Annotated in this window: 17 protein-coding genes; 13 read left to right on the top strand and 4 right to left on the bottom strand. The window is 62.6% G+C overall.

Annotated features, from left to right (window positions below; translation table 11 throughout):
• Positions 1-2 precede the first annotated feature (2 nt).
• The gene (locus BT125_RS02255; RefSeq protein WP_072404926.1) at positions 3-1,388 is read right to left on the bottom strand and encodes a sensor histidine kinase; all 1,386 of its coding nucleotides are present in this window, start codon (positions 1,386-1,388) and stop codon (positions 3-5) included.
• On the bottom strand, positions 1,366-2,049 hold the full coding sequence (locus tag BT125_RS02250; protein ID WP_053122824.1) for a response regulator transcription factor: 684 nt from the start codon (positions 2,047-2,049) through the stop codon (positions 1,366-1,368). Before BT125_RS02250 ends, BT125_RS02255 begins: the two co-directional genes overlap by 23 nt.
• A 276-nt stretch (positions 2,050-2,325) precedes the next feature.
• On the opposite strand from BT125_RS02250, the gene hcnA reads away from it, so the two are divergent.
• From hcnA to hcnC, 3 genes are read left to right on the top strand one after another with little or no spacing between them, the layout of a single operon-like run.
• Complete coding sequence (hcnA, locus tag BT125_RS02240; RefSeq protein WP_072404983.1) at positions 2,326-2,649, top strand: cyanide-forming glycine dehydrogenase subunit HcnA; 324 nt, start codon at positions 2,326-2,328, stop codon at positions 2,647-2,649.
• Positions 2,646-4,055, top strand: a complete 1,410-nt coding sequence (gene hcnB, locus BT125_RS02235) for a cyanide-forming glycine dehydrogenase subunit HcnB (RefSeq protein WP_072404921.1) — start codon at positions 2,646-2,648, stop codon at positions 4,053-4,055. Before hcnA ends, hcnB begins: the two co-directional genes overlap by 4 nt.
• Complete coding sequence (hcnC, locus tag BT125_RS02230) at positions 4,048-5,307, top strand: cyanide-forming glycine dehydrogenase subunit HcnC (protein WP_072404919.1); 1,260 nt, start codon at positions 4,048-4,050, stop codon at positions 5,305-5,307. The genes hcnB and hcnC overlap by 8 nt, the downstream gene beginning before the upstream one ends.
• 225 nt (positions 5,308-5,532) lie before the next feature.
• Here the strand turns inward: hcnC and BT125_RS02225 are convergent, their stop codons facing one another.
• Together BT125_RS02225 and BT125_RS02220 are read right to left on the bottom strand one after the other, a co-directional pair.
• The gene (locus BT125_RS02225) at positions 5,533-6,144 is read right to left on the bottom strand and encodes a glutathione S-transferase (RefSeq protein ID WP_072404917.1); all 612 of its coding nucleotides are present in this window, start codon (positions 6,142-6,144) and stop codon (positions 5,533-5,535) included.
• Between the two features lie 29 nt (positions 6,145-6,173).
• Positions 6,174-7,097 (bottom strand): MurR/RpiR family transcriptional regulator, encoded by a 924-nt coding sequence (locus BT125_RS02220; RefSeq protein WP_003202885.1) that lies wholly within the window; start codon positions 7,095-7,097, stop codon positions 6,174-6,176.
• 314 nt (positions 7,098-7,411) lie between these two features.
• Between BT125_RS02220 and iolC the strand changes: the two genes are divergently transcribed.
• The 10 genes from iolC to BT125_RS02175 all read left to right on the top strand — a co-directional run bounded on the left by iolC (position 7,412) and on the right by BT125_RS02175 (position 19,256).
• Complete coding sequence (gene iolC, locus BT125_RS02215; protein ID WP_072404915.1) at positions 7,412-9,349, top strand: bifunctional 5-dehydro-2-deoxygluconokinase/5-dehydro-2-deoxyphosphogluconate aldolase; 1,938 nt, start codon at positions 7,412-7,414, stop codon at positions 9,347-9,349.
• Between the two features lie 161 nt (positions 9,350-9,510).
• Positions 9,511-10,404 carry a myo-inosose-2 dehydratase gene (gene iolE / locus BT125_RS02210; protein ID WP_072404913.1) on the top strand — a complete coding sequence of 298 codons (894 nt, stop codon included), beginning with the start codon at positions 9,511-9,513 and terminating at the stop codon, positions 10,402-10,404.
• The gene (gene iolB / locus BT125_RS02205; RefSeq protein WP_072404911.1) at positions 10,401-11,210 is read left to right on the top strand and encodes a 5-deoxy-glucuronate isomerase; all 810 of its coding nucleotides are present in this window, start codon (positions 10,401-10,403) and stop codon (positions 11,208-11,210) included. The genes iolE and iolB overlap by 4 nt, the downstream gene beginning before the upstream one ends.
• Positions 11,211-11,240: 30 nt before the next feature.
• Positions 11,241-12,743: a CoA-acylating methylmalonate-semialdehyde dehydrogenase gene (locus BT125_RS02200; RefSeq protein WP_072404909.1), complete on the top strand. Its 1,503-nt coding sequence runs from the start codon at positions 11,241-11,243 to the stop codon at positions 12,741-12,743.
• A 33-nt stretch (positions 12,744-12,776) separates the two neighbouring features.
• Positions 12,777-13,598, top strand: a complete 822-nt coding sequence (locus BT125_RS02195) for a TIM barrel protein (protein ID WP_072404907.1) — start codon at positions 12,777-12,779, stop codon at positions 13,596-13,598.
• Positions 13,599-13,764: 166 nt separating this feature from the next.
• On the top strand, positions 13,765-15,696 hold the full coding sequence (gene iolD, locus BT125_RS02190; RefSeq protein WP_072404905.1) for a 3D-(3,5/4)-trihydroxycyclohexane-1,2-dione acylhydrolase (decyclizing): 1,932 nt from the start codon (positions 13,765-13,767) through the stop codon (positions 15,694-15,696).
• 29 nt (positions 15,697-15,725) lie between these two features.
• On the top strand, positions 15,726-16,736 hold the full coding sequence (locus BT125_RS02185) for a bifunctional inositol 2-dehydrogenase/D-chiro-inositol 1-dehydrogenase (protein WP_072404903.1): 1,011 nt from the start codon (positions 15,726-15,728) through the stop codon (positions 16,734-16,736).
• A gap of 194 nt (positions 16,737-16,930) precedes the next feature.
• Complete coding sequence (locus BT125_RS02180) at positions 16,931-17,983, top strand: Gfo/Idh/MocA family protein (protein WP_072404901.1); 1,053 nt, start codon at positions 16,931-16,933, stop codon at positions 17,981-17,983.
• Between the two features lie 142 nt (positions 17,984-18,125).
• Entirely contained in the window at positions 18,126-18,278 is a 153-nt protein-coding gene (locus BT125_RS29385) for a hypothetical protein (RefSeq protein ID WP_170866794.1), read from the top strand.
• A gap of 51 nt (positions 18,279-18,329) precedes the next feature.
• Complete coding sequence (locus BT125_RS02175) at positions 18,330-19,256, top strand: sugar ABC transporter substrate-binding protein (protein ID WP_072404899.1); 927 nt, start codon at positions 18,330-18,332, stop codon at positions 19,254-19,256.
• The last annotated feature ends 31 nt before the right edge of the window (positions 19,257-19,287 follow it).

Genomic DNA, 19,287 nt, shown 5'->3' with positions numbered 1-19,287 from the left:
GGCTACAACAATGTCCCCCGGCAATCGAGTACCAATCGCGCGCCGCCGTGTTCGCTGCTGCCCACCTCCAATGTAAACCCGTGCAGGTTGACGATCGCTGCGACGATCGACAGGCCCAGGCCGAATCCGCCATGCTGGCTGCTGCCCTCTGCGCGGTAGAAACGGCGGAATACGGCCTTGCGCTCCGCCTCGGGGATGCCCGGGCCGGAGTCGAGCACTTCGATGCGCGTGCTGTCGCCCTGGTCGACTCCACGCAGGATCACGGTGCCCCCCGGCGGGGTGAACTTGATGGAGTTGCTCAGCAGGTTCGACACCGCCTCGAACAGCAAGGCCCGGTCGCCGTTGAGCAGGGGCAGGGCGTCGGGCGCCTCCAGGATAAAGGTCAGTTCGCGCTCCTCGGCCAGGGGCAGGTAAAAATCATGCAACTCCTGCAATAACTGCAACGGGTCGAGGCGTACGAAGCCCGAGCGCCGTTGCTGGTCTTCCAGTTCGGAAATCCGCAACAAACCGCGAAACCGCGCCATCAGGGTGTCGGTCTCGGCGATCACCTGGTCCATCTGCAAGGCCTCGGGGGAGCCGTCCGGCGCTTGCTGCTGGATGCGATAAAGCTGGGCACGCAGGCGCGTCAACGGGGTGCGCAGATCATGGGCGATGTTGTCGCACACGCCCTTGACCTCGTTCATCAAGCGTTCGATGCGCTCGAGCATGGCGTTGACGATCGCCGCCAGCATGTCCAGCTCATCGCGCCGGCTCGACAGCGGCAGGCGATGGGTCAGGTCGCCGGCGACGATGGCTTCGGCGCTGGCCTGCAACTGGCGAATCCGGCGTAGCGGGCGGCGGCGCAGCAGGTGCCAGCCAGCGATGCCTGGCAGGATGGTCAGTGATACGCCCCAGAACAGCGCGTGCAAGATGATCCGTGTCACTGCGAACAGCGAGCCGTTGTCCCGGGCCAGGATCAGCCAGCGGCCGTCCTGGGTCCGGGTCGCCACCGCGTCGCAACTGTCGGAAGGCACGCCCGGGTCATCGGAATCGACGCAGCCGCCGAGCATGTGGATCTTGCCGTCAAGGGGCAGGTCGGCGGGCACACGCAGGATCGGCCCGCTCAAATGGCGCAGTTGCGGATCGAACAGCCCGTAGGCGTCGACACCGCGCTCGTCCAGCGTCAGGCTGGCCATGAGCGCATCTTCCAGTTGGTCGCCGTGGATCCGGGCGAACAGGTGCTGGCGCTGCATCAGGGAGTGTTTGGCCAGGCTGTCGAGGTAGCCAAACACTTCGTAATACATCACCCCCATCAGGATCGCGCTCCAGATCACGAACAGCGAACTGTACAGCGCCAGCAGGCGGCTGCTGGAGGAGCGCCAGCCCTTAGCGGGGTTCAGCAATGACATAGCCGGAACCCCGTACCGTGCGAATCAGCGGTTCCAGGCCCGGCGGGTCGATTTTCTTGCGCAGGCGGCCGATGTGGACGTCGATCAGGTTGGTGCCGGGGTCGAAGTGATAGCCCCAGACTTCCTCGAAAATCATCATGCGCGAGAGGATTTGCCCGCTGTTGCGCATCAGGAATTCCAGCAGCTTGTATTCGGTGGGCAACAGGCTGAGCAGTTGTCCGTTGCGGCTGGCTTCGCGGCTGATCAGGTTCAATTCCAGGTCGGCCACCCGCAGCGCGGTTTCCGGCTCGCGGGTGCCATTGTTGCGCCGCAGCAGCACTTCGACCCGGGCGGCCATTTCGTCGGTGGCGAATGGCTTGGTCAGGTAATCGTCGCCGCCGGCCCGCAGGCCACGCACGCGCTCGTCCACATCGGAGAGAGCGCTGATCATCAGGATCGGCGTGGCCACGCCCATGGTGCGCAGGGTGGTGACGATCACCAGACCGTCGAGCTCAGGCAGCATGCGGTCCAGCGTGATCAAGTCGTAGTCGCCGCTGACCGCCCGTTCCAGGCCTTCGCGGCCGTTGTCGACCCAATCGACGTCCAGGCCGTTGCGGGTCAGCTCGGCAACGATTTCACGGGCGGTCACGGCGTCGTCTTCGATGGTCAGGATGCGGTTCATGGGCGGTACCGTGTGAGGAAGTTGGAGCGATTGCGCAGCATTCTGCCAAAAATTACCTGTCGGCTTTCTGAAAAAAAGTTCATGGATCGATACGTCGATTCGCTGGCCTGGATCAACACTTGGTCACAAATTATCCCTAACATGAATTTCGCTCGCACTATCATGTTGCGTCTGTTGCCCCGCCTCGGTGCGCTGTTGCCGGGTACCGACGCGAACCGGTGGATGTGTGCCGCAAGGAGCCGAAACCTCACTGAACCTTCAAGGAAGAGCAGCATGATGCAACCTCAAGACGTTCTACGCCGAACATTCGATATCCAGCCGTTGACCCGCGCCGACATGACGGTGCGCCTGGACGGGCAAGCCGTCAACGCCGCCCACGGGGAAACCGTCCTCACCGTCATCCAGTCCCTGGGGCAACGCCAGGTCGCCCGCAACGACCACGACCAGATCAGCGGCGCCTACTGCGGCATGGGCGTGTGCCAGTGCTGCCTGGTCAAGATCGACGGCCGCCACAAGCGCCGCGCCTGCCAGACCCTGGTGCGCCCTGGCATGCAGATCGAAACCCGGGCCAACCGCATGACCGAAACGGAGGCGCCATGAGCCTCGATCCGGTGATTGTCGGCGGTGGGCCGGCGGGCATGGCTGCGGCCATCGAGCTGGCCACCCACGGGGTGCGTTGCACCTTGCTCGAAGAAGCGCCACGCCTCGGCGGCGTCGTGTACCGCGGGCCGCTGCGCGATGGCGTCAGCCTGGATTACCTGGGGCCGCGCTACAGCGAAGCCCTGGAAAGACTCCACGGAGAATACCAGCGCCACGCCGGGTTGATCGAGGTGCGATTGGGCAACCGTGTCATCGGTGCCGAAGGCTTCCGGGCGTTGATGCTGCTGGATGCCGACGAGCGCCTGGGCGAGGTCGCCTATTCCCACCTGGTCCTGGCGGCCGGTTGTCACGAACGCAGCGTGCCTTTTCCTGGCTGGACGCTGCCGGGAGTGCTGATGCTCGGAGGCCTGCAATTGCAGATCAAGAGCGGCGTGGTCCGGCCACCAAGCCCGGTGGTGATCGCCGGCACGGGGCCGTTGCTACCGCTGGTGGCCTGCCAGCTGCACGCTTCGGGCGTGGCGGTGGCGGGCGTCTTCGAAGCCTGTGGGTTCGGTCGGATCGCCAAGGAAAGCCTGGCGTTGCTGAACAAGCCGCAGTTGTTCCTCGACGGCCTGAGCATGCTGGCCTACCTCAAGCTCAATCGCATTCCCGTGCGCTATGGCTGGGGCGTGGTGCAGGCTGACGGCGAGGGTGAGTTGAGCCACGTCACCGTCGCGCCTTATTCCGCGACCTGGGAGCCGGACCTCAAACGCGCCGAACAGGTGCCGGCCCAGACCCTGGCGGTGGGCTACGGGTTTATCCCGCGGACTCAATTGAGCCAGCAGATGGGCCTGGAGCACGGTTTCAGCGAGGACGGCTATTTGCGGGCCGTGTCCGATGCTTGGCAACAAAGCAGCGAAGCGCACATTCATCTGGCCGGCGACATGGGCGGGATCCGTGGCGGTGAAGCGGCCATGCTCAGCGGGCGCATCGCGGCGTTGTCGATCCTCATGCAACGCAACGTGCTGGATCCGTCCACGGCCCGGGCCCACCGGGAGCGCTACCAGACGCAACTGGCGCGGATCATTCGCTTTCGCGCCGCCGTGGATCGCTACACCCAGCGTGGTGCCGGGCAAACCGCGTTGCCTGCCGCCGACACGGTTATCTGCCGCTGCGAGCATGCTACCCGCGCCGATATCGACCTGGCACTGGAGCAAGGCGTGCAAGACATGGCCAGCCTGAAGATGCGCACCCGCGTGAGCATGGGCGATTGCCAGGGGCGAATGTGCGTCGGCTACTGCAGCGATCGCTTGCGCGAAGCCACCGGACGCGCCGACGTGGGTTGGCTGCGGCCACGTTTCCCCATCGATCCGATTCCCTTTTCAGCGTTCCAGAACGTCGGCACGGAGACCGTTTCCCATGATTAAGGACTATGACGTGGTCATCGCCGGTGGCGGTGTGATCGGGGCCTCGTGTGCCTATCAACTGTCCAAGCGCAAACACCTGAAAATCGCCCTGATCGACGCCAAGCGCCCTGGCAACGCGACTCGCGCCTCGGCGGGTGGGCTGTGGGCCATCGGTGAGTCGGTGGGCCTGGGTTGCGGGGTGATCTTCTTTCGCATGATGTCGGCCAACCGCAAGCGCCAGACCCAGGGCGCCGCGGTGGCGGTGGATGCCAGCACGCCGCACATCCTGCCGCAGTCGTTCTTCGATTTCGCCTTGCAGTCCAATGCGATGTACCCGCAGTTGCACCGCGAATTGATCGACCGTCATGGCATGGATTTCAAGTTCGAGGAGACCGGGCTCAAGTTCGTGATCTACGACGACGAAGACCGTTTGTACGCCGAGCACATCGTCGCCTGCATTCCCCACCTGGCAGACCAGGTACGCTGGCTTGACCAGGCGGCCCTGCGTGCGGCGGAGCCGAATGTGAGCCATGAGGCCCTGGGCGCCCTGGAGTTTCTCTGCGATCACCAGCTCAGTCCGTTCCGCCTGGCCGACGCCTACACCGAAGGCGCCCGGCAGAACGGGGTCGACCTGTTCTTCAACACCAACGTGACCGAGGTGGTGCGCAGTGGCACACGGGTGACAGGGGTGCAAACCGCCGAGGCGGGGACCTTCCACTGCCGGACCCTGATCAACGCGGCCGGCGCCTGGGCGGCGGACCTGAGCGAGCAGGCCACCGGCGTGCGGATTCCGGTCAAGCCGGTCAAGGGCCAGATCCTGCTGACCGAGCGCATGCCGAAAATCCTCAACGGCTGCCTGACCACCAGCGACTGCTATGTGGCGCAGAAAGACAACGGTGAAATCCTCATCGGCAGCACCACCGAAGACAAGGGTTTCGACGTGACCACGACTTATCCGGAGATCGAAGGGCTGGTGCAAGGCGCGGTGCGCTGCATTCCGCAGTTGGTCGATATCAACCTGAAACGAACCTGGGCCGGCCTGCGCCCGGGTTCGCCTGATGAACTGCCGATCCTGGGGCCGATGCGCGGGGTGGAAGGCTATCTCAACGCGTGCGGGCATTTCCGCACCGGCATCCTGACCTCGGCCATCACCGGCGTGTTGCTGGACAAACTGGTGAACAACGAGTCCTTGCCGTTGGACATCACGCCGTTCCTGGCGGACCGCTTCGAGGTGGCACCGGTGGTAAAGCCAAAGGAAATGGAGCTGGCCTGAGCAAATCCTGTGTGGAGTCTGTGATCAATACATATCCCGCAGTCACCCGAAAACAAACTGTGGGAGTTGTGGTAAGTGCATATCCCGCAGACGTCCGGGAACAAACTGTGGGAGCGAGCTTGCTCGCGATGGCGTCAGGTCAGTCAGTATCCATATTGACTGGTACACCGCTATCGCGAGCAAGCTCGCTCCCACAGCGATCCAGGGTGAATCGCAATCCTGCGCTTATTCCATCGGCGTGCTGACAAAAGCCTCCAACCCTTCGACATAGGCGGTGAACGCGCTAATCGATGGGAATGACTTGCCCTGCACCTGGTCCGGCACCACCAGGTTGGTGAAGCTCCAGGCCACTGCCACGGTGATGCCCGCCTGATCGAGTGTGCCATCGGTGGCCAGGGGCTGTTTCACCAGTTCCTGTTCGAGCATGCCATAGGCCGCCGCCAACTGGCCTTCCACGCGTTCGACCCAAGGGGCGTGTTGGATTTCTGTCGGCCGCAGGTTGCGTTCGTAGTAGATCTGCACCGACTTCTCGCACGCCGCCAGGGCCAGGCCGATCAAGCGCAGTGTGCGCAGCCGTTGCCCACTGTCGACCGGCATCAGGCTTTTGCCCGGCGCGCCCAAGGCCTCGAGGTAGTCGATGATCAATGTGGAGTCCATCAGCACGTTGCCATCGTCCAGCACCAGGGTAGGGGCCTTGACCACCGGGTTGATGCGCTGGAACTGGTCGAAATGCCGGAACACCGAAACGGACTCGTGTTCCAGGGCAACCCCCAGGCACTTGGCGGAAATGGCGACGCGTCGCACGTAGGGCGAGTCCAGCATGCCGATCAGTTTCATGACGTCTCCTTGAGAAAATCTTGCGGGCGTTAATCCTCGAACCCGACCTGTTCATGGATTTCATCGACCTTGAGTTCCAGCCGGTAAGCCACGGCGATGAACAATGCCTGGCACAGGCACAACGTGGCGCTCAACGAACGAAAGGCGAACGAACTGCCTTCGTTCACCAGCAACACGGCGTTGGCCCGCTTGGCCAGGGGCGAGAGGTTGCTGTCGGTGATGATCAGGGTCTTGGCCTGATGATGCTGGGCAATACGCAGGCAGTGCTGGGTTTCCTTGCCGTAGGGCGTAAAGCTGATGGCGATGACCAGGTCGTTGGCCCGCACACTGCGCATCTGCTCGCGGTAGCTACCCCCCAGGCCGGACACCAGGTGAATGCGTTTGTTGGTGTGTTGCAGGTTGTAGACCAGGTAATCGGCGACCGCGAACGAGCGGCGTACGCCCACCACATAGATGTTGTCGGCGTTGACCACCAGGTCCACGGCCTTTTCGAACGCCTGGTCGTCCAGCTCCAACCCCAGGCGCTCGATGCCCGACAGGGTCGCGTTGACGCACTCGCGGGCCAGGTCGCCGCCGCTGGCTTTCTGCGACTTGTTGGCGATCATGCTGCGGATGCGCTGCTGGTAGTTCTGCACCGGCGTGGTCTTGTGGGTGTAGGCCTCGCGGAACAACGCCTGCATTTCGCTGAACCCACTGAAGCCGAAGCGCTGGGAAAACCTGACGATGGCCGAGGGGTGCACTTCGCATTCCCGGGCGATGTCACTGATGCGATCGACCATGATCCGGTCGCTCTGCTGGCTCATGTAGCTGGCGATGCGTTTGAGCTGGCGCGGCAGGCTTTCGTATTCGTCGGTGATCAGTTGCAGCAGGCGCTCGGCATTGATCGGTGGGCTCGGGAGGGCGGGTTCGGACGCGCTCTCGGACGGCGCCGGCAGATCATCGGGGCGGGTCATAGAAAATCCTTCTGGCTTGTTCTTATAGGGCGGCCCGAAAAAAGGCCGGCCCTCGACAATAGGTTGGCTGGTCGCAGTCTACAGCGTAGGCGCAGGGAAAATCATGGGCGGACAAATGTTGCAGCAGGTGCTGAAACGATGCACTGGGTCTGGTTTCGCTTTGGTCATAGCGTATTGGAAAAAATATTCCACGTAAAAAACTTATAGAATAATTATTGATTTTTGCGCGCTGCTCGTTTTAGTCTGCATGCACCAACAGCGTTGCCGCCGGTGTCGGCGACAAGCGCAGGCTGATAAAAATAACAGGAGCCAGCATGGGCCAGACTCGTTTTGCCAGTGGGCGTCAATTGGATGTGATCTGCCTGGGACGCCTGGGCGTCGACCTTTACGCGCAGCAAGTCGGCGCGCGCCTGGAAGATGTTTCGAGCTTCGCCAAGTACCTTGGCGGTTCCTCGGCCAACATCGCCTTCGGCACGGCGCGCCTGGGGCTCAGGTCGGCGATGTTGAGCCGGGTTGGCGATGACCACATGGGGCGCTTTCTGGTGGAATCCCTGGCCCGCGAAGGCTGCGATGTCAGTGGCATCAAGGTCGATCCCGAACGTCTGACGGCCATGGTCCTGCTGGGGATCAAGGACCGGGAAACCTTTCCCCTGGTGTTCTATCGGGAGAACTGCGCCGACATGGCGCTGCGCGCCGAAGACATCGACGAAACCTTCATTGCTTCCAGCAAGGCTTTGCTGATCACCGGCACGCATTTCTCCACCGACGGCGTCTACAAGGCCAGTATCCAGGCGCTGGACTATGCGCAAAAACATCAGGTCAAGCGGGTCCTCGACATCGATTACCGGCCAGTGCTTTGGGGCCTGGCGGGCAAGGCCGATGGCGAAACGCGGTTTGTGGCCGACCAGAAAGTCAGCCAGCACGTGCAGAGCATCCTGCCGCGTTTCGATCTGATCGTCGGCACCGAAGAAGAATATCTCATCGCCGGCGGCAGCGAAGACCTGCTGACCGCGTTGCGTACCGTGCGCTCGCTGACGGCGGCGACCCTGGTGGTCAAGCTCGGCCCCCAGGGTTGTACGGTGATCCATGGTGCCATTCCGGCCCGGCTCGAAGACGGCGCCATTTACCCTGGCGTGCGGGTCGAAGTCTTGAATGTACTGGGCGCTGGCGATGCGTTCATGTCCGGATTTCTCGCCGGCTGGCTGGAGGACGCCAGCGACGAACGCTGCTGCCAATTGGCCAATGCTTGCGGTGGGTTGGTGGTGTCGCGCCATGCCTGCGCCCCGGCAATGCCGACCCGGGCCGAACTCGACTATTTATTCGACAGCCCGGTGCCCATCACCCGGCCGGACCAAGATGTCGTGCTGCAACGGCTGCATCAGGTCAGCGTGCCCCGCAAGACCTGGAAACAGCTGTTTATCTTCGCCTTCGACCATCGCGGACAATTGGTGGAACTGGCCCAGAAGGGCGGCCGCGAGTTGAGCAGCATCGGCGAACTCAAGCAGTTGTTCATCCAGGCGGTGGCGCGGGTCGAAGCCGACCTGCGGCACCAGGGCATCGAGGCTGACGTCGGTCTGCTGGCCGACCAGCGCTTCGGCCAGGATTCGCTGAACGCTGCCACCGGCCGCGGCTGGTGGGTGGCGCGGCCGGTGGAAGTGCAGGGTTCGCGGCCACTGGCCTTCGAGCATGGGCGCTCCATTGGCAGCAACCTGATCGCCTGGCCACAGGAACAGATCATCAAGTGCCTGGTGCAATTTCACCCTGACGACGAACCGCTGCTGCGCCTGGAGCAAGAGGCGCAATTGATGGGGTTGTACAAGGCCTCCCAGGCCAGCGGCCATGAATTGCTGCTGGAAGTCATTCCACCCAAGGATCATCCATCCCCGCACCCGGACGTGCTCTATCGCGCCCTCAAGCGCCTCTACAACCTGGGTATCTTCCCGGCGTGGTGGAAGATCGAGGCCCAGAGTGCGCAGGAATGGAAACAGCTTGATGAGTTGATTCAACAGCGCGACCCGTATTGCCGCGGCGTAGTGCTGCTGGGCCTCAACGCCCCGGCCGCGGCCCTGGCCGAAGGGTTCCGCCAGGCCAGCCAGAGCAGCACCTGTCGCGGCTTTGCCGTGGGCCGCACGATCTTCCAGGAACCGAGCCGGGCCTGGCTGGCCGGGGAAATCGATGATGAAACGCTGATCCAACAGGTGCAGGGCCGGTTTGTGGAGTTGATCGAGGCCTGGCGTGCTGCGCGGGATTGATGAGTTAACGCAAATCCAATGTGGGAGCGGGCTTGCTCGCGAAAGCGGTGTGTCAGGCGACATCAATATTGAATATGCCGCCGCCTTCGCGAGCAAGCCCGCTCCCACAAGTGTTCAGCGTCGTTCTTACTGATTTGTGAAAAACAATAAAAGGTGCAGCCATGCCCGCTATTCGAATTGGCATCAACCCGATTTCCTGGAGCAACGACGACTTGCCATCGTTGGGCGGCGAGACGCCGTTGAGTACGGCGCTGAGTGAAGGCAAAGCCATCGGCTACGAAGGCTTCGAACTCAACGGCAAGTTTCCCAAGGACGCCAAGGGCGTCGGCGATGTGCTGCGGCCGTACGACCTGGCGCTGGTCTCCGGCTGGTATTCCAGTCGCCTGGCCCGGCGCTCGGCGGCCGAGGAAATCGACGCCATCGCCAGCCACGTTGAGCTGTTGTCGCACAATGGCGCCAACGTGCTGGTCTACGGCGAGGTCGCCGATTCCATTCAAGGCCAACGCATTCCATTGGTCGAGCGGCCCCGTTTTCACACCGACGCGGCCTGGCAAGCCTACGCCGACAAACTCACCGAACTGGCGCGTTTCACCTTGTCCCAAGGCGTGCGCCTGGCCTATCACCACCACATGGGCGCCTACATCGAGTCGCCCGCGGACATCGACAAATTGATGGCCCTGACCGGCAGCGAAGTGGGTCTGTTGTTCGATTCGGGTCACTGCTACATGGGCGGTGGCGAACCATTGCAGGTGCTGCGCAAACACATCGAACGGATCTGTCATGTGCACTTCAAGGACGTGCGCAAACCGGTGGTGCAATTGGCGCGCAATAACCTTTGGAGCTTCCCCGACTGCATCATCAACGGCACCTTCACCGTGCCGGGGGATGGCGACATCGACTTCGCCGCGTTGCTCGATGTGCTGCTGGCCGCCGACTACCAGGGCTGGCTGGTAGTGGAAGCCGAGCAGGACCCCGCCGTAGCGCCGAGTTATGCCTACGCCAAGAAGGGCTACGACACCCTGCGCGCCTTGCTGCAAGAAAGGAGACTGTCATGAGCCTGTTGATCAAGAGCCACTCCAGCGGCCGGACCATGGTCCAGTTGCCAGCGGGCGAGCTGGAATACGTCGGGTTCGCCGCCTACCGCCTGAGCCTGGGTGAAACCCTGCCGGTGGCCGCTGGCGACCAGGAACTGTGCCTGGTGCTGCTCAGCGGGCGAATCAGCCTGAAGGGCGAAGCGCCGGGGCAGGGCGCCTTTGATTGGGACAACCTCGGGGATCGCCAGTCGGTGTTCGAGGAAAAGTCGCCCTATGCCGCGTACCTGCCGCCCGGCAGCCAGGCCCAGGTGACCGCCCTCAGCGATGTACAAATCGCCGTGTGTGCCGCACCGGGTTCGGCCCAAAACGAATACGGCCCGCGGTTGATCCGGCCCGACAGCATGAAGCGCAGCGTGCGCGGCAAGGGCGCCAACACCCGTTATGTCTGCGACATTCTGCCGGACAGCGAACCGGCCCACTCACTGCTGGTGGTGGAAGTGCGCACGCCGTCGGGGCACTCCTCGAGTTACCCGCCGCACAAACACGACACCGATGACCTGCCGCACCAGAGCTTCTTGGAGGAAACCTATTACCACCAAGTCAACCCGTCCCAAGGCTTCGTGTTCCAGCGGGTCTACACCGACGACCGCAGCATCGACCAGGCCATGGCCGTGGAAAACAGCGACCTGGTGGTGGTGCCCAAAGGTTATCACCCGGTCAGCGTGCCCTACGGGTATGAGTCGTATTACCTGAACGTCATGGCCGGCCCGAAGCGGGTCTGGCAGTTCCATAACGACCCGCAGCACAGTTGGCTGCTCGACCTCTGAATGCCACACCTTCCATGGAGAACAAGAACAATGAGCGACGCCCCGGTAGTAGGCCATTACATCGACGGTCGAATTCAGGCCAGCGACAACGCGCGCCTGAGCAATGTCTTCAACCCGGCCACTGGTGCGGTGCAGGCCCGGGTGGCCCTGGCCGAATCGGGCACTGTCGACGCGGCGGTGGCTTCGGCGCTGGCGGCGTTCCCGGCCTGGTCCGAGCAGTCGTCCCTGCGCCGTTCGCGGGTGATGTTCAAGTTCAAGGAATTGCTCGATCGGCATCACGACGAACTGGCGCAGATCATCAGCCGTGAACACGGCAAGGTGCTGTCCGACGCCCATGGTGAAGTCACTCGCGGCATCGAGATCGTCGAGTACGCCTGCGGTGCGCCGAACCTGCTCAAGACCGATTTCAGCGACAACATCGGTGGCGGCATCGACAACTGGAACCTGCGCCAGCCCCTGGGGGTATGCGCCGGGGTCACGCCGTTCAATTTCCCGGTGATGGTGCCGCTGTGGATGATTCCCCTGGCGCTGGTCGCCGGCAACTGCTTCATCCTCAAGCCTTCGGAGCGCGACCCGTCCGCCAGTCTGTTGATGGCTCGGCTGCTGACTGAAGCTGGCTTGCCGGACGGTGTGTTCAACGTAGTCCAGGGTGACAAAGTGGCGGTGGATGCGCTGTTGCAGCACCCGGACATCGAGGCGATTTCCTTTGTCGGCTCCACGCCCATTGCCGAATACATCCACCAGCAGGGTACGGCCCATGGCAAGCGAGTCCAGGCCCTGGGCGGGGCGAAGAACCACATGATCGTCATGCCCGACGCCGACCTCGACCAGGCGGCGGATGCGTTGATCGGTGCGGCCTACGGCTCGGCCGGCGAACGCTGCATGGCAATTTCCATCGCGGTGGCGGTGGGTGATGTGGGGGATGAATTGATTGCCAGACTGTTGCCCCGCATTGATCAACTGAAGATCGGCGACGGCCAGCAGCCCGGTACCGACATGGGGCCGCTGGTCACCGCCGAACACAAGGCCAAGGTGGAAGGTTTCATCGACGCCGGCGTGGCCGAGGGTGCCCGACTGATCGTCGATGGCCGTGGCTTCAAGGTGCCGGGGGCCGAGCAGGGGTTCTTTGTCGGCGCGACGCTGTTCGACCAGGTCACCGCCGAGATGAACATCTACCAGCAAGAGATTTTCGGGCCGGTGCTGGGGATCGTCCGTGTACCGGACTTCGCCACGGCGGTGGCGCTGATCAACGCCCATGAGTTCGGCAACGGCGTGTCGTGTTTCACCCGTGACGGCGGCATCGCCCGGGCGTTTGCCCGCAACATCAAGGTCGGCATGGTGGGGATTAATGTGCCGATTCCGGTGCCCATGGCCTGGCACTCTTTCGGTGGTTGGAAACGCTCGCTGTTCGGCGATCATCACGCCTATGGCGAAGAAGGCCTGCGTTTCTACAGCCGCTACAAAAGCGTGATGCAGCGCTGGCCCGACAGCATCGCCAAGGGGCCTGAATTCAGCATGCCGACTGCCCAATAATCCGTTTTTTACAGTGCCGGAGGGAGAACAACAATGAATAAGCCCCTGCGTTTTGCCTTGAATCGAATGGTTGCCCCGCGCCTGTCACTGCCCGAATTCATTGACCTGGCGCTTGCGTTGAAAACCGATGCCATCGAGATCCGCAACGATCTGAAGGGTGTCGAGATCGAGGACGGCATGCCGCCCGGCCGCGTGCGTGAGTTGTGTGAGGAAAGGGGCATCAAGGTGCTGTCGATCAATGCCCTTTACCCTTTCGACGTGTGGAACGAGGAGCGTCGCGCCCAGGCCGTGCGGCTGGCCGATTACGCCCGTGAATGCGGCGCCGAGGGGCTGGTGATGTGCCCGCTCAACGACCGCGCCGACCCGCGCAGCGAAGCTGAACGGGCGGCGGGGCTACGTACCGCCCTCAGCGAACTGGCGCCGATCCTGCGCGCCTTCGGCATCTACGGTTTCATCGAACCCCTGGGTTTCGAAGAGTGTTCGTTGCGGCGCAAGCGCACGGCAGTGGAGGCGATCAAGGCCATCGGCGGGCTGGATGTGTTCCGCCTGGTGCACGACACCTTTCACCATCATCTGGCGGGGGAGCAGGAGTGCTTTCCCGAACTGACCGGGCTGGTGCACATCTCCGGGGTCGAAGATGCCCAGGCGCCGTTGACGACCATTCGCGATGGCCATCGGGTGCTGGTGGGCGCGGCTGACATTCTTGGCAATGCCAGGCAGATCGAGGCGTTGCGGGCCGGGGGGTATGAGGGCTACCTCTCCTTCGAACCGTTCGCCGAGAGCGTCCATGAACTGGCAGATATCCGCCAGGCGCTGGGGGCGAGTATGAATCACCTGCGCAATCCCCAGGCCTGACACGATTGTTGGTCTGGCGCCGACCCCATGTGGGAGCGGGCTTGCTCGCGAAGGCGGTGGCACATTCAACATCGATTTCGCCTGGCACACCGCTTTCGCGAGCAAGCCCGCTCCCACAGGAAATTTGGGCCAGCCACAAGATGTGCATTCCAAAAAAGGTGCAAGCATGACCACAACACGACTGACCATGGCCCAGGCCCTGGTGAAATTCCTCGATAACCAATACATCGAGGTCGATGGCGTCCAGAGCAAGTTCGTCGCCGGGGTCTTTACCATTTTCGGCCACGGCAACGTGCTGGGCCTGGGCCAGGCGCTGGAACAGGACAGCGGCGACCTGGTGGTCCATCAGGGCCGTAACGAACAGGGCATGGCCCTCGCGGCCATCGGTTTTGCCAAGCAGCACCTGCGCCGCAAGATCTACGCTTGCAGCTCGTCGGTCGGCCCTGGCGCGGCGAACATGCTGACGGCCGCGGCCACCGCGACGGCCAACCGGATCCCGTTGCTGTTGTTGCCCGGCGATGTCTATGCCAGTCGCCAACCGGACCCGGTGCTGCAGCAGATCGAGCAATTCCACGACCTGAGCATCAGCACCAACGACGCCTTCAAGGCCGTGAGCAAATACTGGGACCGCATCAACCGCCCCGAGCAGTTGATGACTGCGGCGATCCAGGCCATGCGCGTGCTCACCGACCCGGCTGAAACCGGCGCGGTGACCCTGGCGCTGCCCCAGGACGTGCAGGCCGAGGCCTACGATTACCCGGATTACTTCCTGCAAAAACGCGTGCACCGCATCGACCGTCGCCCGGCCACCGAAGCGATGCTCGGCGATGCCCTGGCGCTGCTCAAAGGCAAGCGCAAGCCGTTGATCATCTGTGGCGGCGGCGTGCGGTATTCCGGAGCCAATGCGGCGTTGCAGGCCTTCGCCGAGCGTTTCGACATTCCCTTCGCCGAGACACAGGCTGGCAAGAGTGCCGTGGTGTCGAGCCATCCGTTGAACGTCGGTGGCGTCGGCGAGACCGGCTGCCTGGCGGCGAACCTGCTGGCCAAGGACGCCGATCTGGTCATAGGCATCGGGACGCGCTACAGCGACTTCACCACCGGCTCCAAATGGTTGTTCCAGCACCCGGACGTGCGGTTCCTCAATCTCAATATCAGCCCGTGCGACGCCCTGAAGCTCGACGGTGTGCAGTTGTTGGCCGACGCCCGCTCAGGCCTGCAGGCGCTGTCTGCGGCAATGGGCGACTACCGCGCCGAGTGGGGCGGCCAGATAGCCGATGCCAAGGCTCGCTTGGACGCCGAGGTGGACCGCGTCTACCAGGCCGATTACCGCGTCGAGGAGTTTCTTCCGGAAATCGACGACCACATGGACCCGGCGGTGTTTCGCGAATTCATCGAACTCACCGGTTCCTGCCTGACCCAGAGCCGCGTGCTGGGCACCCTCAACGAAACCCTGGCCGACGATGCGATTATCGTCGCCGCCGCCGGCAGCTTGCCCGGCGACTTGCAGCGCGCCTGGCGCAGCAAGGGCGTGAACACCTATCACGTCGAGTACGGCTATTCGTGCATGGGCTATGAGGTGAATGCGGCCTTGGGCGTGAAACTCGCCGAGCCCGACAAAGAGGTGTACGCCCTGGTGGGCGATGGCTCCTACATGATGCTGCACTCGGAACTGGCGACCTCGATCCAGGAGCGACGCAAGATCAACGTGGTGCTGTTGGACAACATGGCCTTCGGCTGCATCAACAACTTGCAGATGGGAAATGGCATGGACAGCTTCGGCACCGAGTTTCGTTTCCGTAACCCGGACACCGGCAAGCTCGACGGCGCCTTCGTGCCGGTGGACTTCGCCATGAGTGCCGCGGCTTATGGCTGCAAGACCTACAAGGTGACGACCCTGGAAGAACTGCGCGCGGCCCTGGCGGATGCGCGGCGCCAGACGGTCTCTACCTTGATCGACATCAAGGTCCTGCCCAAGACCATGATTCACAGCTACCTATCGTGGTGGCGTGTGGGCGTGGCGCAAATCTCCACCAGTGCCCGCACCGATGCCGTCGCCAAAACCCTCAATGAACGACTGGCCCAGGCCCGTCAGTATTAATTGCCCCAACCCTACGAAAGGAGTTCTACATGTCTTTGAAGCTGGGCGTCATCGGCACCGGGGCCATCGGCCAGGACCATATCCGTCGTTGCAGCCAGACCTTGCTCAACAGCCAGGTGGTGGCAGTGACGGACATCAACCTCGCCCAGGCGGCGAAGGTGGTGGCCGATTTGAAACTGACCGCCGAGGTGTATCCCGACGGTCATGCGTTGATCAAGGCGCCGGACGTGGAGGCGATCCTCGTCACCTCCTGGGGCCCGAGCCATGAAGAGTTTGTGCTGGCGGCGATTGCGGCGGGCAAACCGGTGTTCTGCGAAAAGCCCCTGGCGGTCACGGCCGAAGGTTGCCGCAAGATCGTCGACGCCGAAGTGGCCCATGGCAAGCGCCTGGTGCAAGTCGGTTTCATGCGTCCTTACGATGAAGGCTATCGGGCACTCAAGGCGGTGATCGACAGTGGCCAGATCGGTGAGCCCCTGATGCTGCACTGCGCCCACCGTAACCCGCGCGTGGGCGAGAACTACAAGACCGACATGGCGATCACCGACACCCTGATCCACGAGCTGGATGTGTTGCGCTGGTTGCTGGCCGATGACTATGTGTCGGTGCAGGTGGTGTTCCCACGCAAGACCAGCAAGGCCCTGGCTCACTTGCGGGACCCGCAGATCGTCCTGTTGGAAACCGCCCGGGGCACGCGCATCGACGTCGAGGTGTTCGTCAATTGCCAGTACGGCTATGACATCCAATGCGAAGTGGTGGGGGAGACCGGCATCGCCAAGCTGCCAGAACCGTCCCAGGTGCAACTGCGCAGCGGCGCCAAGCTGTCCAATGCGATCCTGATGGATTGGAAGGACCGCTTCATCGCGGCCTACGATGTCGAATTGCAGGCCTTCATCGATGGCGTGCGCGCCGGGCAAGTGGGCGGGCCCTCGGCCTGGGATGGGTTTGCGGCGGCGGTGGCGGCGGATGCCTGTATCGAAGCGCAGCAGAGTGGGCAGATCGTCAAGGTCGACCTGCCCGAGCGCCCGCGTTTCTACGTCTAACCCCAATCCCTTGTGGGAGCGGGCTTGCTCGCGAAGGCTTAGTTTCAGTCGACATCAATGTTGAATGTACCGCCGTCTTCGCGAGCAAGCCCGCTCCCACAGTCGGCTGCGTTCTCTCAAAGGTACTCGGTCAAACTGTGGGGGCTCAGCTCCCACAGGGATTGCATTCATTCAGTGATGAACAAGGAGCTTTCATGCGAATCGGACTAGTCGGCTACGGCAAGGGTGGGCGGTTCTTTCACGCGCCGCTGATCAGCAGTCTGCCGGGGGCTACTTTCGTCGGCGTGGTGACCCGGTCCGCCGAGCGCCGCCAACAATTGGCCAGCGATCACCCGCAGGCCCAGGCCTTCGATACCCTCGAACAATTGGTGGCGGCCGGCGTCGATGCAGTGGTGGTGTCCACGCCTTTGGACGGTCGCCCGGCCATTGTGATGCAAGCCATTGAACTCGGCGTGGCGGTGGTCAGCGACAAACCGTTCGCCCCTGACGCCGCCCAGGCCGAGGCGATGGTGCTGGCCGCCGAGCGTCGCAATGTACCTTTGAGCGTGTACCAGAACCGCCGCTGGGATTCGGATTTCCTGACCCTGCGCAAACTATTGGCCTCCGGGGCGCTCGGGCAAGTCATTCGTTTTGAGTCGAGTGTCGAACGTTATTCGCCAACCTCGGTAGGCAAAGGCAGCGGTGGTGGGTTCCTGCGGGATTTGGGCAGCCACTTGGCGGACCAGGCGCTGCAACTGTTCGGGCCGGTGGTACGGGTCTACGCCGAACTGGACTACCGGCAGCCGGACCAGGTGTTCGACAACGGCTTCTTCATGTCCTTGACCCATGCCAACGGCGTGATCTCCCACTTGAGCGGCAATTGCGTGCAAAACGCACCGCGCCCGCGCTTTCGGGTCAACGGCACCCAGGGCTGCTACACCGTCGATGGCCTGGACGGGCAAGAAGCCCAGGCATTGGCCGGCTTGAGTCCGGCGACCGAGGGCGAGCGCTGGGGGGCTGAAGAACATCGGCGTTGGGGCTGGTTCGAACACGGCACCGAGCGCGAGCGGGTGACCTCGGAGCGTGGCTGCTGGCTGACGTTCTACCAACACTTGCAAAGCGCGTTGGTGGGCGCTGGCCCGCTGCCGGTGGAGGCCCGTGATGCGCTGGCGACCACCCGCATCCTCGACGCTGCCAGGCAGAGTGCCGAGCAGGGCGACGTGGTGCGGTTGTCCACACCGGTGGGTCATGGAATAAAAAACGAATAAAATTCTAAAATCAGTTGATATGGAAAATATTTTCCAATAAAGTCGATTCCAGGTTACCGACAACCCTGTTTGTCTTCCGCCATGCCAGCTTTGAACGGACGATAGACGAAACAAAAACAAGAAACACAGCTAGGTACCGTCGATGAAAACCTTTAGCCGCTCTGCGTTTCACCTGCCACGTCTACTGCGCCTGTCCGCAGTCTTTTCCCTGTTCGAATCCCTGTGTATCCAGCGCAACGGCGCCATGGTCTGTTGCGTGCCCGGCGCGCCCATCGTGCGCTTGCCCCGTTCCTGATCCGCTACGCCTTATCCATAAAACCAACAAAAAAGTGGAGAAAGACCGTTCATGAAGACCAAGACCCGTATCGCCTCGCTGGCCCTGTCGTTGATGCTCACCAGCGGCGCTGCCCTGGCGGACCTGAAGATCGGCGTCAGCATGTCCCAGTTCGATGACACCTGGTTGACCTACCTGCGCGAATCCATGGACAAGAAAGCCAAGTCCCTGCCCGACGGCGTCACCCTGCAGTTCGAAGATGCCCGCAGTGATGTGGTCAAGCAACTGAGCCAGGTGGAAAGCTTCATCAGCCAGAAGGTCGACGCAATCATCGTCAACCCGGTGGACACCGCCGCGACCCAGCGCATCACCAAGGCCGCCGTGGCCGCCGGTATCCCGCTGGTCTACGTCAATCGCCGTCCCGACGACCTGAAACTGCCGGCAGGCGTGGTCACCGTGGCCTCCGACGACCTGGAAGCCGGGCGCATGCAGATGCAATACCTGGCTGAAAAAATGGGCGGCAAGGGCAACATCGTGATCCTGTTGGGTGACCTGGCCAACAACTCCACCACCAACCGCACCAAGGGCGTCAAGGACGTGCTGGCCAAATACCCGGGCATCAAGATCGAACAGGAACAGACCGGCACCTGGTTGCGCGACAAGGGCATGACCCTGGTCAACGACTGGCTGACCCAGGGACGGGAGTTCCAGGCGGTGGTGGCCAACAACGACGAGATGGCCATCGGCGCCGCCATGGCCCTCAAGCAAGCGGGCACCGAGAAGGGCAGCGTATTGATTGCCGGGGTCGATGGCACGCCGGATGGCTTGAACGCCATCAAGAAAGGCGAAATGGCGGTCTCGGTGTTCCAGGACGCCAAGGGCCAGGCCGATGGCTCGATCGACACGGCGGTGAAAATGGTCAAGAAGCAGCCGGTCGAGCAGGCCGTCTGGGTGCCGTACCGCTTGATCACGCCGGAAAACGTCGATCAGTTCAAGTGACGTTCAACCCGGCCCCACCACAATAATAAGC

It is taken from the genome of Pseudomonas sp. NFACC04-2, assembly GCF_900119265.1.
GTDB classification, from domain to species: domain Bacteria; phylum Pseudomonadota; class Gammaproteobacteria; order Pseudomonadales; family Pseudomonadaceae; genus Aquipseudomonas; species Aquipseudomonas fluorescens_AA.
The sequence above is the reverse complement of the archived record's forward strand: the minus strand, read 5'-3'. Positions and strand labels throughout refer to the sequence as shown.

Coding starts and splice junctions, on each gene's coding strand:
- BT125_RS29385 (WP_170866794.1), top strand. CDS start 18,126: ATGAAAACCTTTAGCCGCTCTGCGTTTCACCTGCCACGTCTACTGCGC.
- BT125_RS02200 (WP_072404909.1), top strand. CDS start 11,241: ATGAGCGACGCCCCGGTAGTAGGCCATTACATCGACGGTCGAATTCAG.
- BT125_RS02175 (WP_072404899.1), top strand. CDS start 18,330: ATGAAGACCAAGACCCGTATCGCCTCGCTGGCCCTGTCGTTGATGCTC.
- BT125_RS02255 (WP_072404926.1), bottom strand. CDS start 1,388: ATGTCATTGCTGAACCCCGCTAAGGGCTGGCGCTCCTCCAGCAGCCGC.
- iolC (WP_072404915.1), top strand. CDS start 7,412: ATGGGCCAGACTCGTTTTGCCAGTGGGCGTCAATTGGATGTGATCTGC.
- BT125_RS02195 (WP_072404907.1), top strand. CDS start 12,777: ATGAATAAGCCCCTGCGTTTTGCCTTGAATCGAATGGTTGCCCCGCGC.
- hcnB (WP_072404921.1), top strand. CDS start 2,646: ATGAGCCTCGATCCGGTGATTGTCGGCGGTGGGCCGGCGGGCATGGCT.
- hcnC (WP_072404919.1), top strand. CDS start 4,048: ATGATTAAGGACTATGACGTGGTCATCGCCGGTGGCGGTGTGATCGGG.
- iolD (WP_072404905.1), top strand. CDS start 13,765: ATGACCACAACACGACTGACCATGGCCCAGGCCCTGGTGAAATTCCTC.
- BT125_RS02250 (WP_053122824.1), bottom strand. CDS start 2,049: ATGAACCGCATCCTGACCATCGAAGACGACGCCGTGACCGCCCGTGAA.
- BT125_RS02220 (WP_003202885.1), bottom strand. CDS start 7,097: ATGACCCGCCCCGATGATCTGCCGGCGCCGTCCGAGAGCGCGTCCGAA.
- iolB (WP_072404911.1), top strand. CDS start 10,401: ATGAGCCTGTTGATCAAGAGCCACTCCAGCGGCCGGACCATGGTCCAG.
- iolE (WP_072404913.1), top strand. CDS start 9,511: ATGCCCGCTATTCGAATTGGCATCAACCCGATTTCCTGGAGCAACGAC.
- BT125_RS02225 (WP_072404917.1), bottom strand. CDS start 6,144: ATGAAACTGATCGGCATGCTGGACTCGCCCTACGTGCGACGCGTCGCC.
- BT125_RS02180 (WP_072404901.1), top strand. CDS start 16,931: ATGCGAATCGGACTAGTCGGCTACGGCAAGGGTGGGCGGTTCTTTCAC.
- BT125_RS02185 (WP_072404903.1), top strand. CDS start 15,726: ATGTCTTTGAAGCTGGGCGTCATCGGCACCGGGGCCATCGGCCAGGAC.
- hcnA (WP_072404983.1), top strand. CDS start 2,326: ATGCAACCTCAAGACGTTCTACGCCGAACATTCGATATCCAGCCGTTG.